General features: G+C 38.8%; 16 protein-coding genes and 1 tRNA gene. 3 read left to right on the forward strand and 14 right to left on the reverse strand.

Features of this window, described 5'->3' with window-relative positions; genetic code table 11:
• The first annotated feature begins 191 nt into the window (after nt 1-191).
• Nucleotides 192-2,144, forward strand: a complete 1,953-nt coding sequence (locus tag HCJ55_RS01425; RefSeq protein WP_185516732.1) for an ABC-F family ATP-binding cassette domain-containing protein — start codon at nt 192-194, stop codon at nt 2,142-2,144.
• Between the two features lie 24 nt (nt 2,145-2,168).
• Complete coding sequence (locus HCJ55_RS01430) at nt 2,169-3,128, forward strand: alpha/beta hydrolase (protein WP_185516734.1); 960 nt, start codon at nt 2,169-2,171, stop codon at nt 3,126-3,128.
• 200 nt (nt 3,129-3,328) lie between these two features.
• On the opposite strand, the gene HCJ55_RS14005 is transcribed toward HCJ55_RS01430, so the two are convergent.
• The 11 genes from HCJ55_RS14005 to HCJ55_RS01480 all read right to left on the reverse strand — a co-directional run bounded on the left by HCJ55_RS14005 (nt 3,329) and on the right by HCJ55_RS01480 (nt 10,505).
• The gene (locus HCJ55_RS14005) at nt 3,329-3,388 is read right to left on the reverse strand and encodes a hypothetical protein (protein WP_232048003.1); all 60 of its coding nucleotides are present in this window, start codon (nt 3,386-3,388) and stop codon (nt 3,329-3,331) included.
• A gap of 299 nt (nt 3,389-3,687) precedes the next feature.
• Nucleotides 3,688-4,710 carry a tRNA (adenosine(37)-N6)-threonylcarbamoyltransferase complex transferase subunit TsaD gene (gene tsaD / locus HCJ55_RS01435; protein ID WP_069891898.1) on the reverse strand — a complete coding sequence of 341 codons (1,023 nt, stop codon included), beginning with the start codon at nt 4,708-4,710 and terminating at the stop codon, nt 3,688-3,690.
• On the reverse strand, nt 4,707-5,162 hold the full coding sequence (gene rimI / locus HCJ55_RS01440; protein WP_185501951.1) for a ribosomal protein S18-alanine N-acetyltransferase: 456 nt from the start codon (nt 5,160-5,162) through the stop codon (nt 4,707-4,709). The genes tsaD and rimI overlap by 4 nt, the downstream gene beginning before the upstream one ends.
• Complete coding sequence (gene tsaB, locus HCJ55_RS01445) at nt 5,159-5,851, reverse strand: tRNA (adenosine(37)-N6)-threonylcarbamoyltransferase complex dimerization subunit type 1 TsaB (protein WP_185516736.1); 693 nt, start codon at nt 5,849-5,851, stop codon at nt 5,159-5,161. Before tsaB ends, rimI begins: the two co-directional genes overlap by 4 nt.
• Nucleotides 5,848-6,309 (reverse strand): tRNA (adenosine(37)-N6)-threonylcarbamoyltransferase complex ATPase subunit type 1 TsaE, encoded by a 462-nt coding sequence (gene tsaE, locus HCJ55_RS01450; RefSeq protein ID WP_069891901.1) that lies wholly within the window; start codon nt 6,307-6,309, stop codon nt 5,848-5,850. Before tsaE ends, tsaB begins: the two co-directional genes overlap by 4 nt.
• Before the next feature lie 105 nt (nt 6,310-6,414).
• Nucleotides 6,415-7,539 (reverse strand): Lmo2079 family surface lipoprotein, encoded by a 1,125-nt coding sequence (locus HCJ55_RS01455; RefSeq protein WP_185516738.1) that lies wholly within the window; start codon nt 7,537-7,539, stop codon nt 6,415-6,417.
• A 132-nt stretch (nt 7,540-7,671) separates the two neighbouring features.
• On the reverse strand, nt 7,672-8,052 hold the full coding sequence (locus tag HCJ55_RS01460) for a hypothetical protein (RefSeq protein WP_008948390.1): 381 nt from the start codon (nt 8,050-8,052) through the stop codon (nt 7,672-7,674).
• A 95-nt stretch (nt 8,053-8,147) separates the two neighbouring features.
• Entirely contained in the window at nt 8,148-8,504 is a 357-nt protein-coding gene (gene crcB / locus HCJ55_RS01465) for a fluoride efflux transporter CrcB (protein WP_185501948.1), read from the reverse strand.
• Nucleotides 8,494-8,883, reverse strand: a complete 390-nt coding sequence (crcB, locus tag HCJ55_RS01470; protein WP_185506062.1) for a fluoride efflux transporter CrcB — start codon at nt 8,881-8,883, stop codon at nt 8,494-8,496. Before crcB (HCJ55_RS01470) ends, crcB (HCJ55_RS01465) begins: the two co-directional genes overlap by 11 nt.
• Nucleotides 8,884-8,988: 105 nt before the next feature.
• Nucleotides 8,989-9,615 carry a GyrI-like domain-containing protein gene (locus HCJ55_RS01475; RefSeq protein WP_185516740.1) on the reverse strand — a complete coding sequence of 209 codons (627 nt, stop codon included), beginning with the start codon at nt 9,613-9,615 and terminating at the stop codon, nt 8,989-8,991.
• A complete protein-coding gene (locus HCJ55_RS01480) occupies nt 9,612-10,505 on the reverse strand; it encodes an aminoglycoside phosphotransferase family protein (RefSeq protein WP_185516742.1) in 894 nt (297 codons plus the stop codon). Before HCJ55_RS01480 ends, HCJ55_RS01475 begins: the two co-directional genes overlap by 4 nt.
• A 132-nt stretch (nt 10,506-10,637) precedes the next feature.
• On the opposite strand from HCJ55_RS01480, the gene HCJ55_RS01485 reads away from it, so the two are divergent.
• Nucleotides 10,638-10,721, forward strand: a tRNA-Leu gene (locus tag HCJ55_RS01485).
• Nucleotides 10,722-10,771: 50 nt separating this feature from the next.
• On the opposite strand, the gene HCJ55_RS01490 is transcribed toward HCJ55_RS01485, so the two are convergent.
• The 3 genes from HCJ55_RS01490 to fepR all read right to left on the reverse strand — a co-directional run bounded on the left by HCJ55_RS01490 (nt 10,772) and on the right by fepR (nt 14,578).
• Complete coding sequence (locus HCJ55_RS01490; protein WP_185516744.1) at nt 10,772-12,043, reverse strand: helix-turn-helix domain-containing protein; 1,272 nt, start codon at nt 12,041-12,043, stop codon at nt 10,772-10,774.
• A gap of 603 nt (nt 12,044-12,646) precedes the next feature.
• Nucleotides 12,647-13,978, reverse strand: coding sequence for a multidrug efflux MATE transporter FepA (gene fepA, locus HCJ55_RS01495; RefSeq protein ID WP_185501943.1), 1,332 nt, complete (start codon nt 13,976-13,978; stop codon nt 12,647-12,649).
• A 9-nt stretch (nt 13,979-13,987) separates the two neighbouring features.
• On the reverse strand, nt 13,988-14,578 hold the full coding sequence (gene fepR / locus HCJ55_RS01500; protein WP_008948397.1) for an efflux pump transcriptional regulator FepR: 591 nt from the start codon (nt 14,576-14,578) through the stop codon (nt 13,988-13,990).
• Nucleotides 14,579-14,580: the final 2 nt, after the last annotated feature.

Raw genomic sequence — 14,580 nt, forward strand, 5'->3', positions numbered from 1 at the left:
GCTCATAACTTTCAAGTAAGGTTTTGTCCCGCAAAATATCCGGTGCAGTCCTTCTTTTCTATTCTACGCTAAAATCACAAATAATGCGAGTGTTTTCACAAACTAACTGATTCGTGAACAATTGGCTATCTCATTGCGATTACTTGGCTTTTAAGATAAACTAGTAGGGAGAACGTTCGAGGAGAGAGATTATGATATTATTACAAGTTCAGCAAATTTCTAAATTCTTCGGTGCAGAAGTAATTTTAGATAATATTAAATTAGAAGTAAAAACTGGTGACCGAATTGCTTTAGTTGGCAGAAATGGCGCAGGAAAATCTACTTTACTTAAAATCATCGCAGGCAAAATGAGCTATGACGGCGGAACCATTTCCAAACCTAAAAGTGTCGAAATTGGCTATTTGGCGCAAAACACTGGGCTAGAGTCTTCCAAAACTATTTGGGATGAAATGCTTAGCGTGTTTGACTCACTTCGAAAAATGGAAGCTGATTTGCGCAAAATGGAGCTTCGTCTCGGCGAACCAGAACTATATAATGACCCGGAAAAATATCAAGCATTGATGACGGATTACGATACATTGCAGCATACCTTTAAAGAAATTGGCGGGTATACGTATGAAGCTGAAATCCGCTCTGTTTTAAATGGTTTGCGCTTTTATCCTGATGATTATGAAGTGGAGATTGCTTCTTTAAGTGGTGGGCAAAAGACACGGCTCGCACTGGCCAAATTGTTGCTTGCTAAACAAGACATTCTTGTTCTCGATGAACCGACCAACCATTTAGATATCGAAACGTTAGCATGGCTAGAAACGTATTTACAAAACTACCACGGCTCCTTACTTATCGTATCCCATGATCGCTACTTCCTTGATAAAGTCGTTAACCAAGTATACGAAATCAGCCGCACCAAAATCGATCACTACAAAGGCAATTACAGTTCGTTTGTCAGTCAAAAACAAGCCAAACTGGAACAAATGTGGAAAGAATTCGATAAACAACAAAAACAAATTGCAAAACTAGAAGATTTTGTCGCAAGAAATATCGTTCGCGCATCCACAACTAAACGCGCGCAAAGTCGAAGAAAACAATTAGAAAAAATGGATGTGCTCGGTCGACCTCAAGGGGATGAAAAAGCCGCTCACTTTGGTTTCCAATTTGAAAAGCAAACCGGTAAGGATGTTTTAATGGTAGATCAGCTAAGCATTGGTTATGCAAAAGACAAGCGCATTGCTTCCAATCTAACCTTCGAAATGAAACGCCAAGATAGCCTTGCACTCGTTGGCCCAAATGGAATCGGCAAGTCTACCCTACTTAAAACACTTATTCGCGATATTCCAGCTCTAAGCGGCGAATTTCACTTTGGCGCTGGCGTGAAAATTGGCTACTACGACCAAGAACAAGCCAAACTAACTTCCAACAAAACCGTTTTAATGGAACTTTGGGATGATTATCCTGAATTAAATGAAGTTAATGTCCGAACAACACTTGGTAATTTCCTATTTTCAGATGACGATGTGCTAAAAAATGTCCAATCACTCAGCGGTGGCGAAAAAGCGAGACTCGCGCTTGCTAAACTCACTTTACTTGAAGCCAATGTCCTCATTCTCGATGAACCAACCAACCATTTAGACATTGAAAGTAAAGAAGTGTTAGAAGCAGCTTTAATCGATTTTGAAGGGACGATTTTGTTCGTTTCCCATGACCGTTATTTCATTAACCGGATAGCTTCGAAAATCGTCGAATTGGCCCCGGAAAAAGCGACTGTTTTCCTAGGAGATTACGATTATTACCAAGAAAAATTAGCGGAAGCAAAAGAACTAGCACGACTTGATGCTGAAGACCGCCGCAAAAAAGGCGAACAAGTCGAAACAACCGCCTCCGTCAGGAAATTAAACTACCAAGAAGAAAAAGAACAGCAAAAACTACTTCGACAACGAAAAAGAAAACTTGAAGAAGTAGAGCAAGCCATGGAACAGACCGATGAAAAAATCGCCGAACTTGAGCTCCAATTAACCAAACCCGAAGTTTTCCAAGACCATGAAAAAGCCCTTGAAATCACACAAGAGCTGGACGCGGTGAAAGCGGACGGCGAAAAACTCATGGAAGAATGGGAAACCATAAGCGAAGAACTGGAATCCATGTAATCTGCATAAAAAAAGGAGCAAATAATGAAAAAGATTTTAATTATTTCTGGTTCAATTATCGTTAGCTTACTTGTCATTATTACCATTTGTGCGAGTTTTTACTTATATAGTTATGCTTTAGCGCGTGACAATTCCAGCATGGACGATACAGCAACAACAGACGAAACAACGGAAACGGCCAAACTGGCGAAGAAAAATCGCGAGGCAAATGTCGCTTGGATGGAAAAGCAAAATCTCACGCAATGGACTGAAACCTCAGCCGACGATTTGAAACTTGTTGCTAATTATTTAGCAGCCGATAAACCATCTAATACGACAATCATTTTAGCCCACGGTTATCGTGGCAAAAGTGGTAAAGTTGAGATGGCTGGCCTAGCACGGATGTATCACGAAAAATTTGGTTACAATGTTTTAATGCCTGATGCCAGAGCACACGGCGAAAGTGAAGGTGAAAATATTGGTTTCGGCTGGCCCGAACGCAAAGATTATGTACAATGGATTGATCAAGTAATCGATAAAAATGGAACCAACACAGAAATCGCACTCCACGGCGTTTCCATGGGCAGCTCCACCGTCCTTATGACAAGCGGCGAAAAACTACCAAAACAAGTAAAAAGTGTTATCGCGGATTGCGGCTATACTTCGATGGATGCTGAACTTTCCTATCAATTAAAAGCCATGTTCCATTTGCCGAATTTCCCAATTATCCCAACAGCTAGTCTAATAAACAAAGTGAAAGAAGGTTTCTTTTTCAGCGAAGCAAGTGCCGTTGATGCAGTCGCTAAAACAGACTTACCGATTTTCTACATTCATGGTGATTCAGATGCTTTCGTTCCTACTTATATGGTGGACGAACTTTATGACGCTACGAATAGCTATAAAGAAAAATGGATTGTCAAAGGCGCCGAACACGGCCAAGCATTCACGGTAGATCCAAAAACATACGAAGAAAAAGTACGCCAATTTTTAAATAAAACGATGTGAAAACTAGCGATTTTCTAAGAACTATATGCTATCAGTTATACAGAGGAAAAACTTGGCAAATAATAACTAAATGTGTTACCATATAAATGAAAAGAGAGCCATGCGTCAACATGACTCCCTCGCGAACACCATTTAAGATGGTGACAGCCTTTTATATGATTTATTTAAAAACCACTAGCTGTCAGGCTTATGAGTGGTTTTTATTTTTTGTCATTTTTGCTGTTCATGATCGTTACGATTAAGACTGCAAAAGCAATCATCAGCGTAAGACTCTCGAAAACAGTCACACGTTTATCCTTTCCAGGTAACGCCTAAAAACAACATAAGCACCACCTACTTTCCGGATGAAAAAGGCTGGTGCACCACCATAAACTTGCTTGCTTCACAATTATAACATGCCAGTATCTTTAGAAAAAGAGTTGGTGCGAAAGTTGTATTTTAGAGGCATAATCGGAAAATTAACCTTGAATAAATCTAATAAAAATAAACTGCAGCGAAAGTAATTGTTCACTTTCACTGCAGTCCGAAGCGTGCGGAACGAAAAATCCCGCGCGCTTTTTCATATATCTTCCAGCAATAATCCTGGATTTGCATTCATATCAAAATTACTACGTTTTCCTTGCAAGAAACTCACTGTCCCAGCAGCTGCAATCATCGCTGCATTATCACCACATAACGATAACGGTGGAATAATCAGTTCTGTGTCTGGAAGTTCTAGTTTTACTTCTTGAATAAGTCGTTCTCTTAAACCTTGATTCGCTGCAACGCCTCCCGCAAGAAGCAGTTGTTTGACATCGTACTCTTTAGCTGCCCGAATCGTTTTGCTTACTAAAACATCCACGACACTTGCTTGGAAACTCGCCGCCATATCATTTGGATTCGGCTCCTCGCCGCGCTGTCTTAAATTGTGGAGTGTATTGATAAAGGAAGACTTCAAGCCGCTAAAACTAAAATCAAATGAGCCATCATCCATCATCGCACGCGGAAAATGAAAAGTATCTTCGCCATCTTTGGCAAGTTTATCAATTTGCACGCCGCCAGGATATGCAAGGCCAAGTGTGCGCGCCACTTTATCATAAGCTTCACCAGCCGCATCGTCCCTTGTTTCACCGATAATCTCAAATTCATTATCTGCTTTCATTAAAACAAGTTCGGTATGCCCGCCGCTGACAACTAACGACAATAATGGGAATTTAAATTCTGTTTCAAAACGATTTGCATAAATGTGGCCAGCGATATGATGCACGCCAACTAAAGGTAAATTGTGCATAAAAGCTAGCGTTTTGGCTGCGTTCACGCCGATAAGCAGTGCGCCAACTAGACCTGGCCCTTCTGTCACAGCGACCCCGTCCAAATCATCCATCGTCACATTCGCCTGTTTTAAGGCTTCTTCAATCACAAGCGTAATTTGCTCTACGTGATGTCTTGATGCAATTTCTGGGACGACCCCGCCAAATCGTTTATGACTTTCAATTTGCGAAGCCACCACACTCGATATAATTTCATTACCATTTTTCACAACAGAAGCAGCTGTTTCGTCACAGCTAGATTCTATCCCAAGAATTAATGTATTTTTTTTCATAAGTCCACCCACATCACTAGCGCATCTTCTTTCGTATCCGGATAATAGTTTTTCCGAATGGCGCCATCTTGAAATCCTAATTTTTTGTAAAGTCCTTGTGCTACATCATTGGATACGCGAACTTCGAGCGTCATCCGAACAACTCCACGCTCTTTTGCAACTCGAATCATTTCCCGCAAAAGTGCCTCGCCGTAATGATTGCCTTGATAATCTGGATGAATCGCAATATTCGTAATGTGCCCTTCATCTAAAACAAGCCAAACGCCCGCATAGCCTACTACCTGCTCCTCATAAACCGCAAGTAAATAATAGGCGTATTGATTAATAATAAATTCATTCCGAAAAGCCGCTTCTGTCCAAGGTACCGTGAATGCAGCATTTTCCACATTCATAATACTTTTTAAGTCAGCAACCGTTGCTTCTCGAAATATTAAGGCTTCTTCCAAACTCACTCGGAACCCCTCGATTCCAACCATTTGCTTTCCGCTTCTGCCAATTTTAAATAGTCTGGGACGAAATTGTCCGCTGGTTCGCCGTCCAAGTTCGCCGCTAATTTTACAAGCGAACTAGCCCGCGAATACGTATAATCCGCCAGAGCAAAAATCGCCCGTTTACCAAGAATTTCGGTCACTGCTAGCTGAATTTGTTCCGTCAACGTTCCCACGAATAAAATTGTATCGTCACTTTGAGTAAATTGCTCTACTAATTCGGTAAGCGCAATATGACCGTCCGCAGCGACATTCTCCATTTTACCTTGGATTGCTTGATAAACCCCCGCGTAGACATTGCCACGGCGCGCATCCATTAATGCAACCACTTTTCCAGGAAAGTACAAGCCATTTTCTGCTAAAAGTGCCAAAGAAGAAATCCCTACAATTGGAATTCCCGCATCCCAGGCCATTGTTTTCGCGACAGTCACGCCAATTCGTAGTCCTGTATAAGAACCCGGCCCTTTTGCCACAGCAATTTTTTCTAAATCAGCAGGTTTTACGCCGCATTCTTCCATTAAAGCCGCAATCGCCGGAAGTAAGCGTACACTATGATTTTTTTTCAAATTCGTTGTATATTCGCCGATAACTAGCCCATCATTAAAAAGCGCTATCGTCATCGTATCTGAAGACGTATCCATCCCAAGTATCATTTCCCAAAAACCTCCATCGCAAGTTGCTCGTACCTTTCCCCAACTGGCTTCACAACCATTTTGCGCGTATTCTCATCTATATGAAAAAGCTTGATTTCCAAGTATTCTTCTGGCAAATCTTCGCGAACAAACTGCGCCCATTCAACCACACTAACACCCGCTCCGTAGAAATACTCCTCCAAGCCAAGTTCATCAGCCGAAGTATCTTCCAAGCGGTACACATCCATATGATAAAGCGGCAAACGCCCCTTCTTATATTCGCGAATAATAGTGAATGTCGGACTTTTAATCATTTGCGGAATCAAAAGACCTTCACCAAGTCCTTTTGTAAAAGTAGTTTTTCCAGCGCCGAGATCACCTTCAAGTAAAATCACGTCTCCAGCTGCCAGTTGTTCACCAAGTTGTTTTGCGCGAAGTCTTGTCTCTGCTTCACTCGTCATTATTAATTCGAATTCCATTAGCTCACCCGTCCATCATTTTCTCTACATATCATACCACAAAGCTGCGCCAAAATAAAAATCAAAAAAACGCAACGACCTAAGCCGCTGCGTCTTTCCAGTGAATTAGTAAACTCCACTGTTTATATATATTTGTCTTGCAAAATCGCTTATGATTAAAGTTAACTCTTCTTTAGAAAGAATTTGTTCTTTTGTTGGGAAATCAGAAATTGGAACAAATTTTTCTGCTTTTGTTTCTAGTTTAAAACTGATAGACTCTGGATTCGTATTGTTTAATGTATCTTCTACTTTTCCACTAATAGTTAATGTATCTAATGTATTATCTTTTCCTGGTTTTACAGCAATATCGAAATTAATCATTAGTTTTTTATCATCTAGTAACTTATCAGCAGCTGTTTTAAGGCCTGTTAGTAGCTCGCTATACTGTGTGTCAAAGTCTTTTACTTGATCTGAACCTTGGCTTTCTGTCATTACTTTGAAATCCGCTTTTACTGCTTCTTCATTCATTAATTCACGAAGTTCTGTTAGTAATTTTACAACATCTTCTTTTTTAAGTGAAACCGTGATTGTACCATCTTCTGCTTCTTTAAAACGATCTTTTTCCAAACCTTGGAAATAGTCTTCTGATAGTTTTGTTATTTTTTCATTGATATTTTTTCTAGCACCTTCATACGCTTTTTCATCAATCTTCACTTCAGTGCCATCTGTTAATAAACTCGTTAATTCTTCTGTACTAATATACTTATCTTTCAAACCGGGCATTTCTGTGTCAATTTTTGACCACATGCCACCTGTCGCTTGATCTAAAAAGCTAAGTAATGACGCGTCAGGTTTAACGATAGATTTAAGTGGAATATATGAATTTCCTGACTCTAAATCCGATAAAACATTTAAATCCATGGAAAATGGTAACATATTATTTGTAGATTTTATATTGGCTTTTGTTTCTGTCTTGTTAGCTTTTTTATCCGTTGAAGTCGTTACAGATAGTTTAATATCTTTTAGGATACCAATCATTTGCGAGCTAGAGTCGTCACTTGGTATTTGGATATCTGTTACACCCATCGTAGTAGTATATGTAGACTTATCCGGAGCATTTTTCCCATTTTTTAATGTTTGAATAAATTTCCCTTGTGGTGTTTTTGCTGCTTTTTCTTCTGCGCTTTCCCCACATGCACTAATTACTAATGCTAAAACTAACAGAATTGAAAGTAAAATCCCTTTTTTCATTATTCTCCTCCTACTTAGTTGATACATTAAAATTAACACATATAAAGTACTGAAAACAAGCCATTTTCCGAAGTGTTCATAAGTCTGTCACAAATCACATCAAAAAAACGTCCCTTTTGAAAAAGGCACGTTTTATTTTGGAGTTACTTTTATAGAAGTAGCATTTTCAGACACTTTTCCAGGAGCTGGTGAAGTAATATCTGTTCCTTGTGGGAATACGGCTTTGATTGTGTCATCATCTTTAATATCTGTTAGTTTCATCGTTTTGCCAGTTGTTGCGTTAGTCACGGAAGTATTGCTACTTACGGTGACGATAACTTCACTGGCATAATTATTTTTTTCACCATTCCATGTTAACGTTCCATTGACTGTTAACTGCTTATTATTCTCCAATAAACTAGTGTCAGTTACTGATCCATCAAGGACTAAAGCAGGAACCTCTTCCTTATTACAGCCCGCCAAAAATAGTACTACTAGTAAAACCGGCAACATTATTTTTCTAAAACCTGTCATCGCGCTCTCTCGTCCTCTCCGAAGCTTTTCGTTCTTTCTAGCATAGCATTTAGCGGAAATACAGGCAATCGTTTTCTTCGTTTCTTAAACAATTCTTATACACCCAGCATTATTCCGACAAAAGCCGCCGCCAAGCCAAACACATACGTACAGCCTAAATACGAAAATAATGCGCGATAATTTGTTTTCCATTTTAATTCCATACTCTCCACTTTGAATGTTGAAAATGTCGTATATCCGCCCATAAAGCCAGTGCCAAGAAACAGCTGCCAGTCAGGCCCAAGCGCAGAAGATACCAGAAAACCTAACAAAAATGAACCAGTGACGTTGATGAAAAATGTCGCGTATGGAAAGTTCGTCTTCCATTTACTTTTAACAAAAACCGAAATCCCATATCGTAGCATCGCGCCTAGTCCCGCACCAAAACCAACCAATAAAAAATTAATGAACATGGCGCGCACCTCGTTTCAACAACCTATCACTAAATAGCCTGCCAAGCTTAACCATCACAAGCCCGCCAATTAAACTAACCAAAACATAGCTAATCGCCAAAATCACATCACCATTTTGCAACAGTTGAATTGTGTCCACACTAAAAGCAGAAAACGTTGTAAAAGCACCAATAAATCCCGTTCCAATCCCATTTAAGATTACTAGTGAAATACGCGATTTCTCCGCCAAAAACTGCATGAGAAAAGCTAGCAAAAAACAACCAATCAAATTAACAGCTACAGTCGCATATGGAAAACTCCCGCCACCAAGCCATAAATTCATTGCATAACGGCACATTCCACCTAGGGCACCAAAAATTCCCACATATAAAAAATACATCCTCAAAAACCCCACTTCACAAAAAAACCACCCTGAAATATTTACATTCCGGGCAGTCGCCTTGTCCTATTTCTTCTATACTATAACGCAAAACATTCCTATTATTCAACTCACCGGAAGTCGCAGAATTGTCTTCATTTTTTCAGGATCAGCTTTCCGCGGATCACTCAAATAAATTTCATGATGCTTCCGAACAGCTCCTGTATCATTTTGAAGCCCTTCCTCTTCCATAAATTGATGCATTTCCGCCACTGTCTTCACTTCTTCACTAAACGGCCCAATATGCATCATTTGCACACATTCCCCTTCTTCAAAACGAACCAATTTCACACGGCTCGTATCGACATCAGGCTTTTTCTTCTTAGCAATCTCTTTCGCCCATGCCAACACTTCTTCCGTAACAAAGTCGGGTTGTCTAAGAATCGACGTCCAAAGCCAAGCATCCCGGTCCTGCAAGTCAAACATGCCCTCTGACCACCAAAAACCTTCCAGCGGTGGCACAACAAAATCCGTATAACCCGTCAGACGCGTCTCGCCCATTTTACTCATTTTAATCGTATAAGCAATTGCGTAAAGAGACTGCACCGCTTTTTGATATTCCTCGCCGTCTGGATCCCCTTTTCCATCCACCATCAAAAAATTCATCTCTGGCACAAAAATACGCTCAGGTTTCCGTTTTGGCGCATAAAATTTCTTTTCTTCTTTTTTAAAATCAATTTTCTTCTCAGTCATTTGAATTCCTCCTCGTTCATCCAGTATGGCATCAGCCTCTGAAAATTATCATGACTAGCTGCCGTCTTTGCTGCATAATTCATTAACTTATCTAAATTACGTGACTCGTCTCCCGCCGCCCAACTAATAGCCGCAAGAAGATGCATCGCCGAATAAAGCGCATAAAGTTCCCAAAAATCGGCAAGTTGTTCCTTTTCAATATAGCCTAAAATGTTGGCTTGTGCAAAAGGAATACTGACCTCTGTTGTAAAAAAGCCAATTTTAGCTAAATCAAATAAAGGGTCACCGAACTCTAGCCGATTAAAATCAATAAGCCCCGCAAATTTTTTATTATCCAAAATAATATTTGCCGGATGAAAATCGCCATGTTGTAAACAAATTGGTCTATTTTTTAATCTAGCTAGATTATCATGAACAAACTTTTCGGTTTCTATCAGAAATGGAGCTGAGATTTCTAATTTTTTTAGTTCCTGTGCTTTTCGTTTGAATTTGGTTGACTGAAAATCAAACCAATTCATTACTGGTATATCTAAAGGTAGTTCATGGATTTTCCGTAAAAGTTCTCCTGCCGAAAAACCAGCTTTAAACTGTTCCAAATTCGACAAATGATTCATACCACTTTCCGCATCTTCTCCGCGCAAATAATCAATAATCATGTAGCCCTCTTCACCGATAGAGCCGAAATCATACGCCTTTGGGACAAGCGGAATTTGAGAACTTAACGCGCGGATTATTTCAAATTCTTGCTTCCGTTCTTGAAGTAAATCTTTTGGAAAAACGCGAACAAGGTATTTTTCATCCATTTGATATTTCCTATCGATAGAAAAACCTTTTTTTATTTCCGAAATCACTTTCGCATTATGCAACATTTTTAATTGTGTCACATCCATAATCAGCTCTCCCTCCTGTAAACCCGCTATCCTTCATTATACAAGAATACGCTTACTTTTTCCCAATTATTCATGCAGAATTTGTTGACAAAATAAAGGCTTCAATATTATAATTAATTTTGCTACACATACGCGGTCGTGGCGGAATCGGCAGACGCGCTAGGTTGAGGGCCTAGTGGGGTAAAACCCGTGGAGGTTCAAGTCCTCTCGGCCGCATTATAAAAGACAGTCTTGGTTAATTATAACCAGGACTGTCTTTTTCATTCTCACGACAAAATATCATAAGCCATCTTATACTTCGTTGATTTCGCGAAATGCGTGCTTGCGTGTTTTTTCACCCGGTCAATCAGTACGGGATCATTGGACGCATCAATTTTTTTCAGTAGTTTTATCATTTTCGTTTCGTAACTCACTTGCTCGTTTTGGTGATATAAAAGCAATGTTTCGGTGTATTCCATGAAGTAATTCAGCTCTTGCACTCGCTCCATTACTCTGTTCATGATTCCCATTAATGAAGTTGCTTTTTCGACAGATCCTTTTTCCGCAAAAATGACCATCAATTCCGTTATGACAAGATAATCGTTATTGTTAAAGCTTGTATTAGTAGTTTCATAGGCCATCAGTTCTTCATACAAACTGGTGATTTTCTCATCAAATAGCGTTTCATTTCCTTCAATGTTTTCAATTTCTGCCATTTTTAATTGAACGACAAAATAATAGAGTTTTTTCGCTTCTGGATATTTCGAAAAGTAATGCAGTGTTTGTTCAAATCTGTTTTTTGCCTCTTTCATAAAGCCAATTTGAAAATAAATATAGCCGTAGAAATAAAGAATAGCCACAAACCGCTCTTGCTCTTCATCCTTTATTAAATCCCACGCTTGCTGAATATGCCCAAGTGCTGGTTCATAGATGCTTTGGCAAATATAATTGATACAGATACACACGTGAAAAACAGCATGAAAATCTTTATTATCCGTAATATCCACGCATTTTTCCCAGTATTCCACTGCTAATGGATAATCGCATGTTGCATGAGAATGTTTTACCGCCTGACTATAGTAATAGTAGGAAAGTAACTGACGCGGGAAAGAATCTGTTGCACGTTTTTCTGTGCTATTTAAATATTTGGCTTCTACTTCCTCTGCTTTAGCAAATTCCCAAGTTTTATAGTAAAACGCTACTTTTAAACAATAAAAACTGAGCTCGATAGCTGGTGATTCATGCAGTAAATCCACCGTTTCAGCTATTTTATTTAAGCGTTTTTCCATTTCTACTGGATTCGAAAATACCAATAGTTCAAAAATTCCATCCATTTCCCTCAGCAGATCTTTGTTCGTTTCTTCCTCACTCATTAATAATACTTCTTCTGGTATTTCTAGTCTTCTTGCTATATGCATCAACGTTTCAAACGAGGCAACTTTTATGCCATTTTCGATATTTGCTAAATAAGGAACTGAAATAATTCCTTGGGCTACTTCTTTTAAAGTTAGCTTCTTCTCTTTACGAATATTTTTAATTCGCAAACCGATTAAGTTCATGATGTCACCGCCAATTTTTCCATATTTTCCTTTTAATTATAACCATTTACCAACGGAAAACAACCGTCTTTTTCAACTATCTTCTATTTTTACTATCCTGCATTTTTTCATATTATAGCACTTTACAAAACGCTATCCCTTACATACAAAACGTTTTAGACCATAAAGGCTCGATTGCCTTTTGACCTAAAACGAATAATTATCTCTATTTAATCTTTAAAAAAATTCACTGAACTGTCATAACTAACTCTTTGGAATTTCGACTTGTTTATCAGTATAGGGAAAGCAGAAATATTCCCACGTATTCCTTATTTCACCTAATACTGACATCTTATTACTTTTTTAGTCTGCTCCCACATGCGACTAATTCCGTTAATAAACAACAAGACTTTTGGATTCTTTCCCTTATCGAATCCGAAAAAATCGCTACACATTCCCTTTTAAAACTCGTTCTACGTAAAAATGGAAACGTAGATTTTTATTTTACCATCGAAAATAAATAATTTCGCAAAAAGGAAACATGCTACTTTTTCCGCTTTTTTGAAGATGTTTTTGGTTCGTTTTATCTAAAAAGGCGAAGATAGATGATATCTTCGCCTTTTTTCATTTAAATAAAATATGTTTTTTCTTCATATAAACTACGATGGATGCCGCTACGATCATTTCTGAAATCGGAATTGCTAGCCAAACACCAGGAATACCAATGATTGGTGGTAATACTAATAAGAAAATTACCATAAAAATAATCTCACGCGAAATCGTAATCCATGTCGCCATTTTTACTTTGTCCGATGTTTGGAAGTAAGTCATCATCACAAAGTTGAATCCCATGAACAGATAAGCCGTATAGAATAACTTGATGCCGTTACTTGCTAACTCTCTAATTTCCGGGCTAAAGTTCCCGAACATCGAAACGAGTAAATTGGAGCCAAAGAAACCAACGAGTAAAAAGCCAACTCCAGTACTAAACGCAACGATAATCGCGATTTTCAACGTTTCCAGCTCTTTTTGTCTTGCTTTTGCGCCCCGGTAATAACTAATAAGCGGCTGAATCGCCGAGCCCATACCAAGGAACAGCATCAAAATCACACTATGCGTATAATTCAACACGGAGAACGCCGCGACCCCAGCAGTTCCAGCAATCGCCGCAATCGAAATATTATAACCGAGCGTGAAAACCGATACGCCAACTTCTGCTAAAAAGCTCGGCAAACCAATCGACAATGTCTTTTTGAAAAAAGCTTTATTCCAGTCCACTTTTACAAATTTCAAGCGGCTCGATTTTTTGAAGAAATGGGTAATTAGGATGAATACACCGATAATAATCGCCAGCATTGTTGCTAAAGCAGAACCGGTTACACCCCATTCGAACACAAATAAAAATAAATAGTTCAAAATAACATTACTAATCGCCGTCACAATAAGCGCAATCATCGATAAATTAGGATCGCCATCATTACGTACAAAAATACTTAAAATATTTTCCAGCGTCAGTGCAAATCCGAAAATAAGTAGTATATTCATATATTCCAGTACATAACCAATCGTATCGTCATTCGCACCTAAAAAATAAGCTAATGGTTCTTTAAAAATAAACGCGATAATTCCAATAATAATCGTAAGCGAAACAACTGCTAAAATCGCATTGGTGAAAATCGTTTGTGCTTTCGCGACATTCTTTTCCCCAATCGCAAAGGAAAACTGGGTTGCAGCACCAATACCAATCCAGATCGAAATCGCCGTAAAAATAGTAAATACTGGTACGGCAATATTTATTCCAGCAAGTGCCACCCCGCCGAGCTTATGCCCAACAAAAATCCCATCAATCACGATGTTCAAAGACATTAATAACATCCCCACTAAAGAAGGGACTAAATATCTAAAATAAATCTTTTTTACTGAATCTGTTTCTAAAATTTCAATATTTTTTGCCATGTTACACCTCTAATTCAAGGCTTTTAGCGTAATTCCTCTCCAGAAAATTTGCCATAAAGCCGTGATTTTCTTTTCCGTTCTTTCTGGGTCATTCACGTACACAATGTCAACAATGACGGCATCGAGAATCCCCATGTATGCTTCTTTCATCGTTTCTACATCTTGCATTGGAATTAACTTTTGCTCTATCCAATCGTTAAATAAAGCCGTAAAATCTTGTTCCATTTGCCCGACATTTTCGGTAATATCCGCTTGGACAATATCATATAAATGCTTCGGCGGATAGAAGCCATATCTTAACCAGAATTGGTAGGCCTCATCCGTATCGTATAATTCTTTCACACCAAAAAGTAAACTAGACAAAACAAGATCTGGTCTTGATAAGTCACTATCACGAAGTTTCGCCCGATAGTAATCTATTTCTGTCGATTTCGCGTCCTTCATAATCGATAAAAACAAATCATCTTTATCTTTAAAATGAGAATAGATGGATTGCTTCTTTAGCCCCACTACTCCTGCAATGTCAGCAAGTGACGTTCCCTCAAAACCATTATGGGCGAAAAGTGTCAATGCGGCTTGTTTGATTTCTTCTTTTCTCATCT

Origin of the sequence: Listeria marthii (assembly GCF_014227425.1) — a bacterium.
Lineage (GTDB): Bacteria > Bacillota > Bacilli > Lactobacillales > Listeriaceae > Listeria > Listeria marthii.

Coding starts and splice junctions, on each gene's coding strand:
- HCJ55_RS01455 (WP_185516738.1), bottom strand. CDS start 7,539: ATGAAAAAAGGGATTTTACTTTCAATTCTGTTAGTTTTAGCATTAGTA.
- fepR (WP_008948397.1), bottom strand. CDS start 14,578: ATGAGAAAAGAAGAAATCAAACAAGCCGCATTGACACTTTTCGCCCAT.
- HCJ55_RS01460 (WP_008948390.1), bottom strand. CDS start 8,052: ATGACAGGTTTTAGAAAAATAATGTTGCCGGTTTTACTAGTAGTACTA.
- fepA (WP_185501943.1), bottom strand. CDS start 13,978: ATGGCAAAAAATATTGAAATTTTAGAAACAGATTCAGTAAAAAAGATT.
- HCJ55_RS01425 (WP_185516732.1), top strand. CDS start 192: ATGATATTATTACAAGTTCAGCAAATTTCTAAATTCTTCGGTGCAGAA.
- tsaE (WP_069891901.1), bottom strand. CDS start 6,309: ATGGAATTCGAATTAATAATGACGAGTGAAGCAGAGACAAGACTTCGC.
- tsaD (WP_069891898.1), bottom strand. CDS start 4,710: ATGAAAAAAAATACATTAATTCTTGGGATAGAATCTAGCTGTGACGAA.
- HCJ55_RS01475 (WP_185516740.1), bottom strand. CDS start 9,615: ATGACTGAGAAGAAAATTGATTTTAAAAAAGAAGAAAAGAAATTTTAT.
- crcB (WP_185506062.1), bottom strand. CDS start 8,883: ATGTATTTTTTATATGTGGGAATTTTTGGTGCCCTAGGTGGAATGTGC.
- HCJ55_RS01490 (WP_185516744.1), bottom strand. CDS start 12,043: ATGAACTTAATCGGTTTGCGAATTAAAAATATTCGTAAAGAGAAGAAG.
- crcB (WP_185501948.1), bottom strand. CDS start 8,504: ATGTTCATTAATTTTTTATTGGTTGGTTTTGGTGCGGGACTAGGCGCG.
- HCJ55_RS01430 (WP_185516734.1), top strand. CDS start 2,169: ATGAAAAAGATTTTAATTATTTCTGGTTCAATTATCGTTAGCTTACTT.
- HCJ55_RS01480 (WP_185516742.1), bottom strand. CDS start 10,505: ATGGATGTGACACAATTAAAAATGTTGCATAATGCGAAAGTGATTTCG.
- tsaB (WP_185516736.1), bottom strand. CDS start 5,851: ATGATACTTGGGATGGATACGTCTTCAGATACGATGACGATAGCGCTT.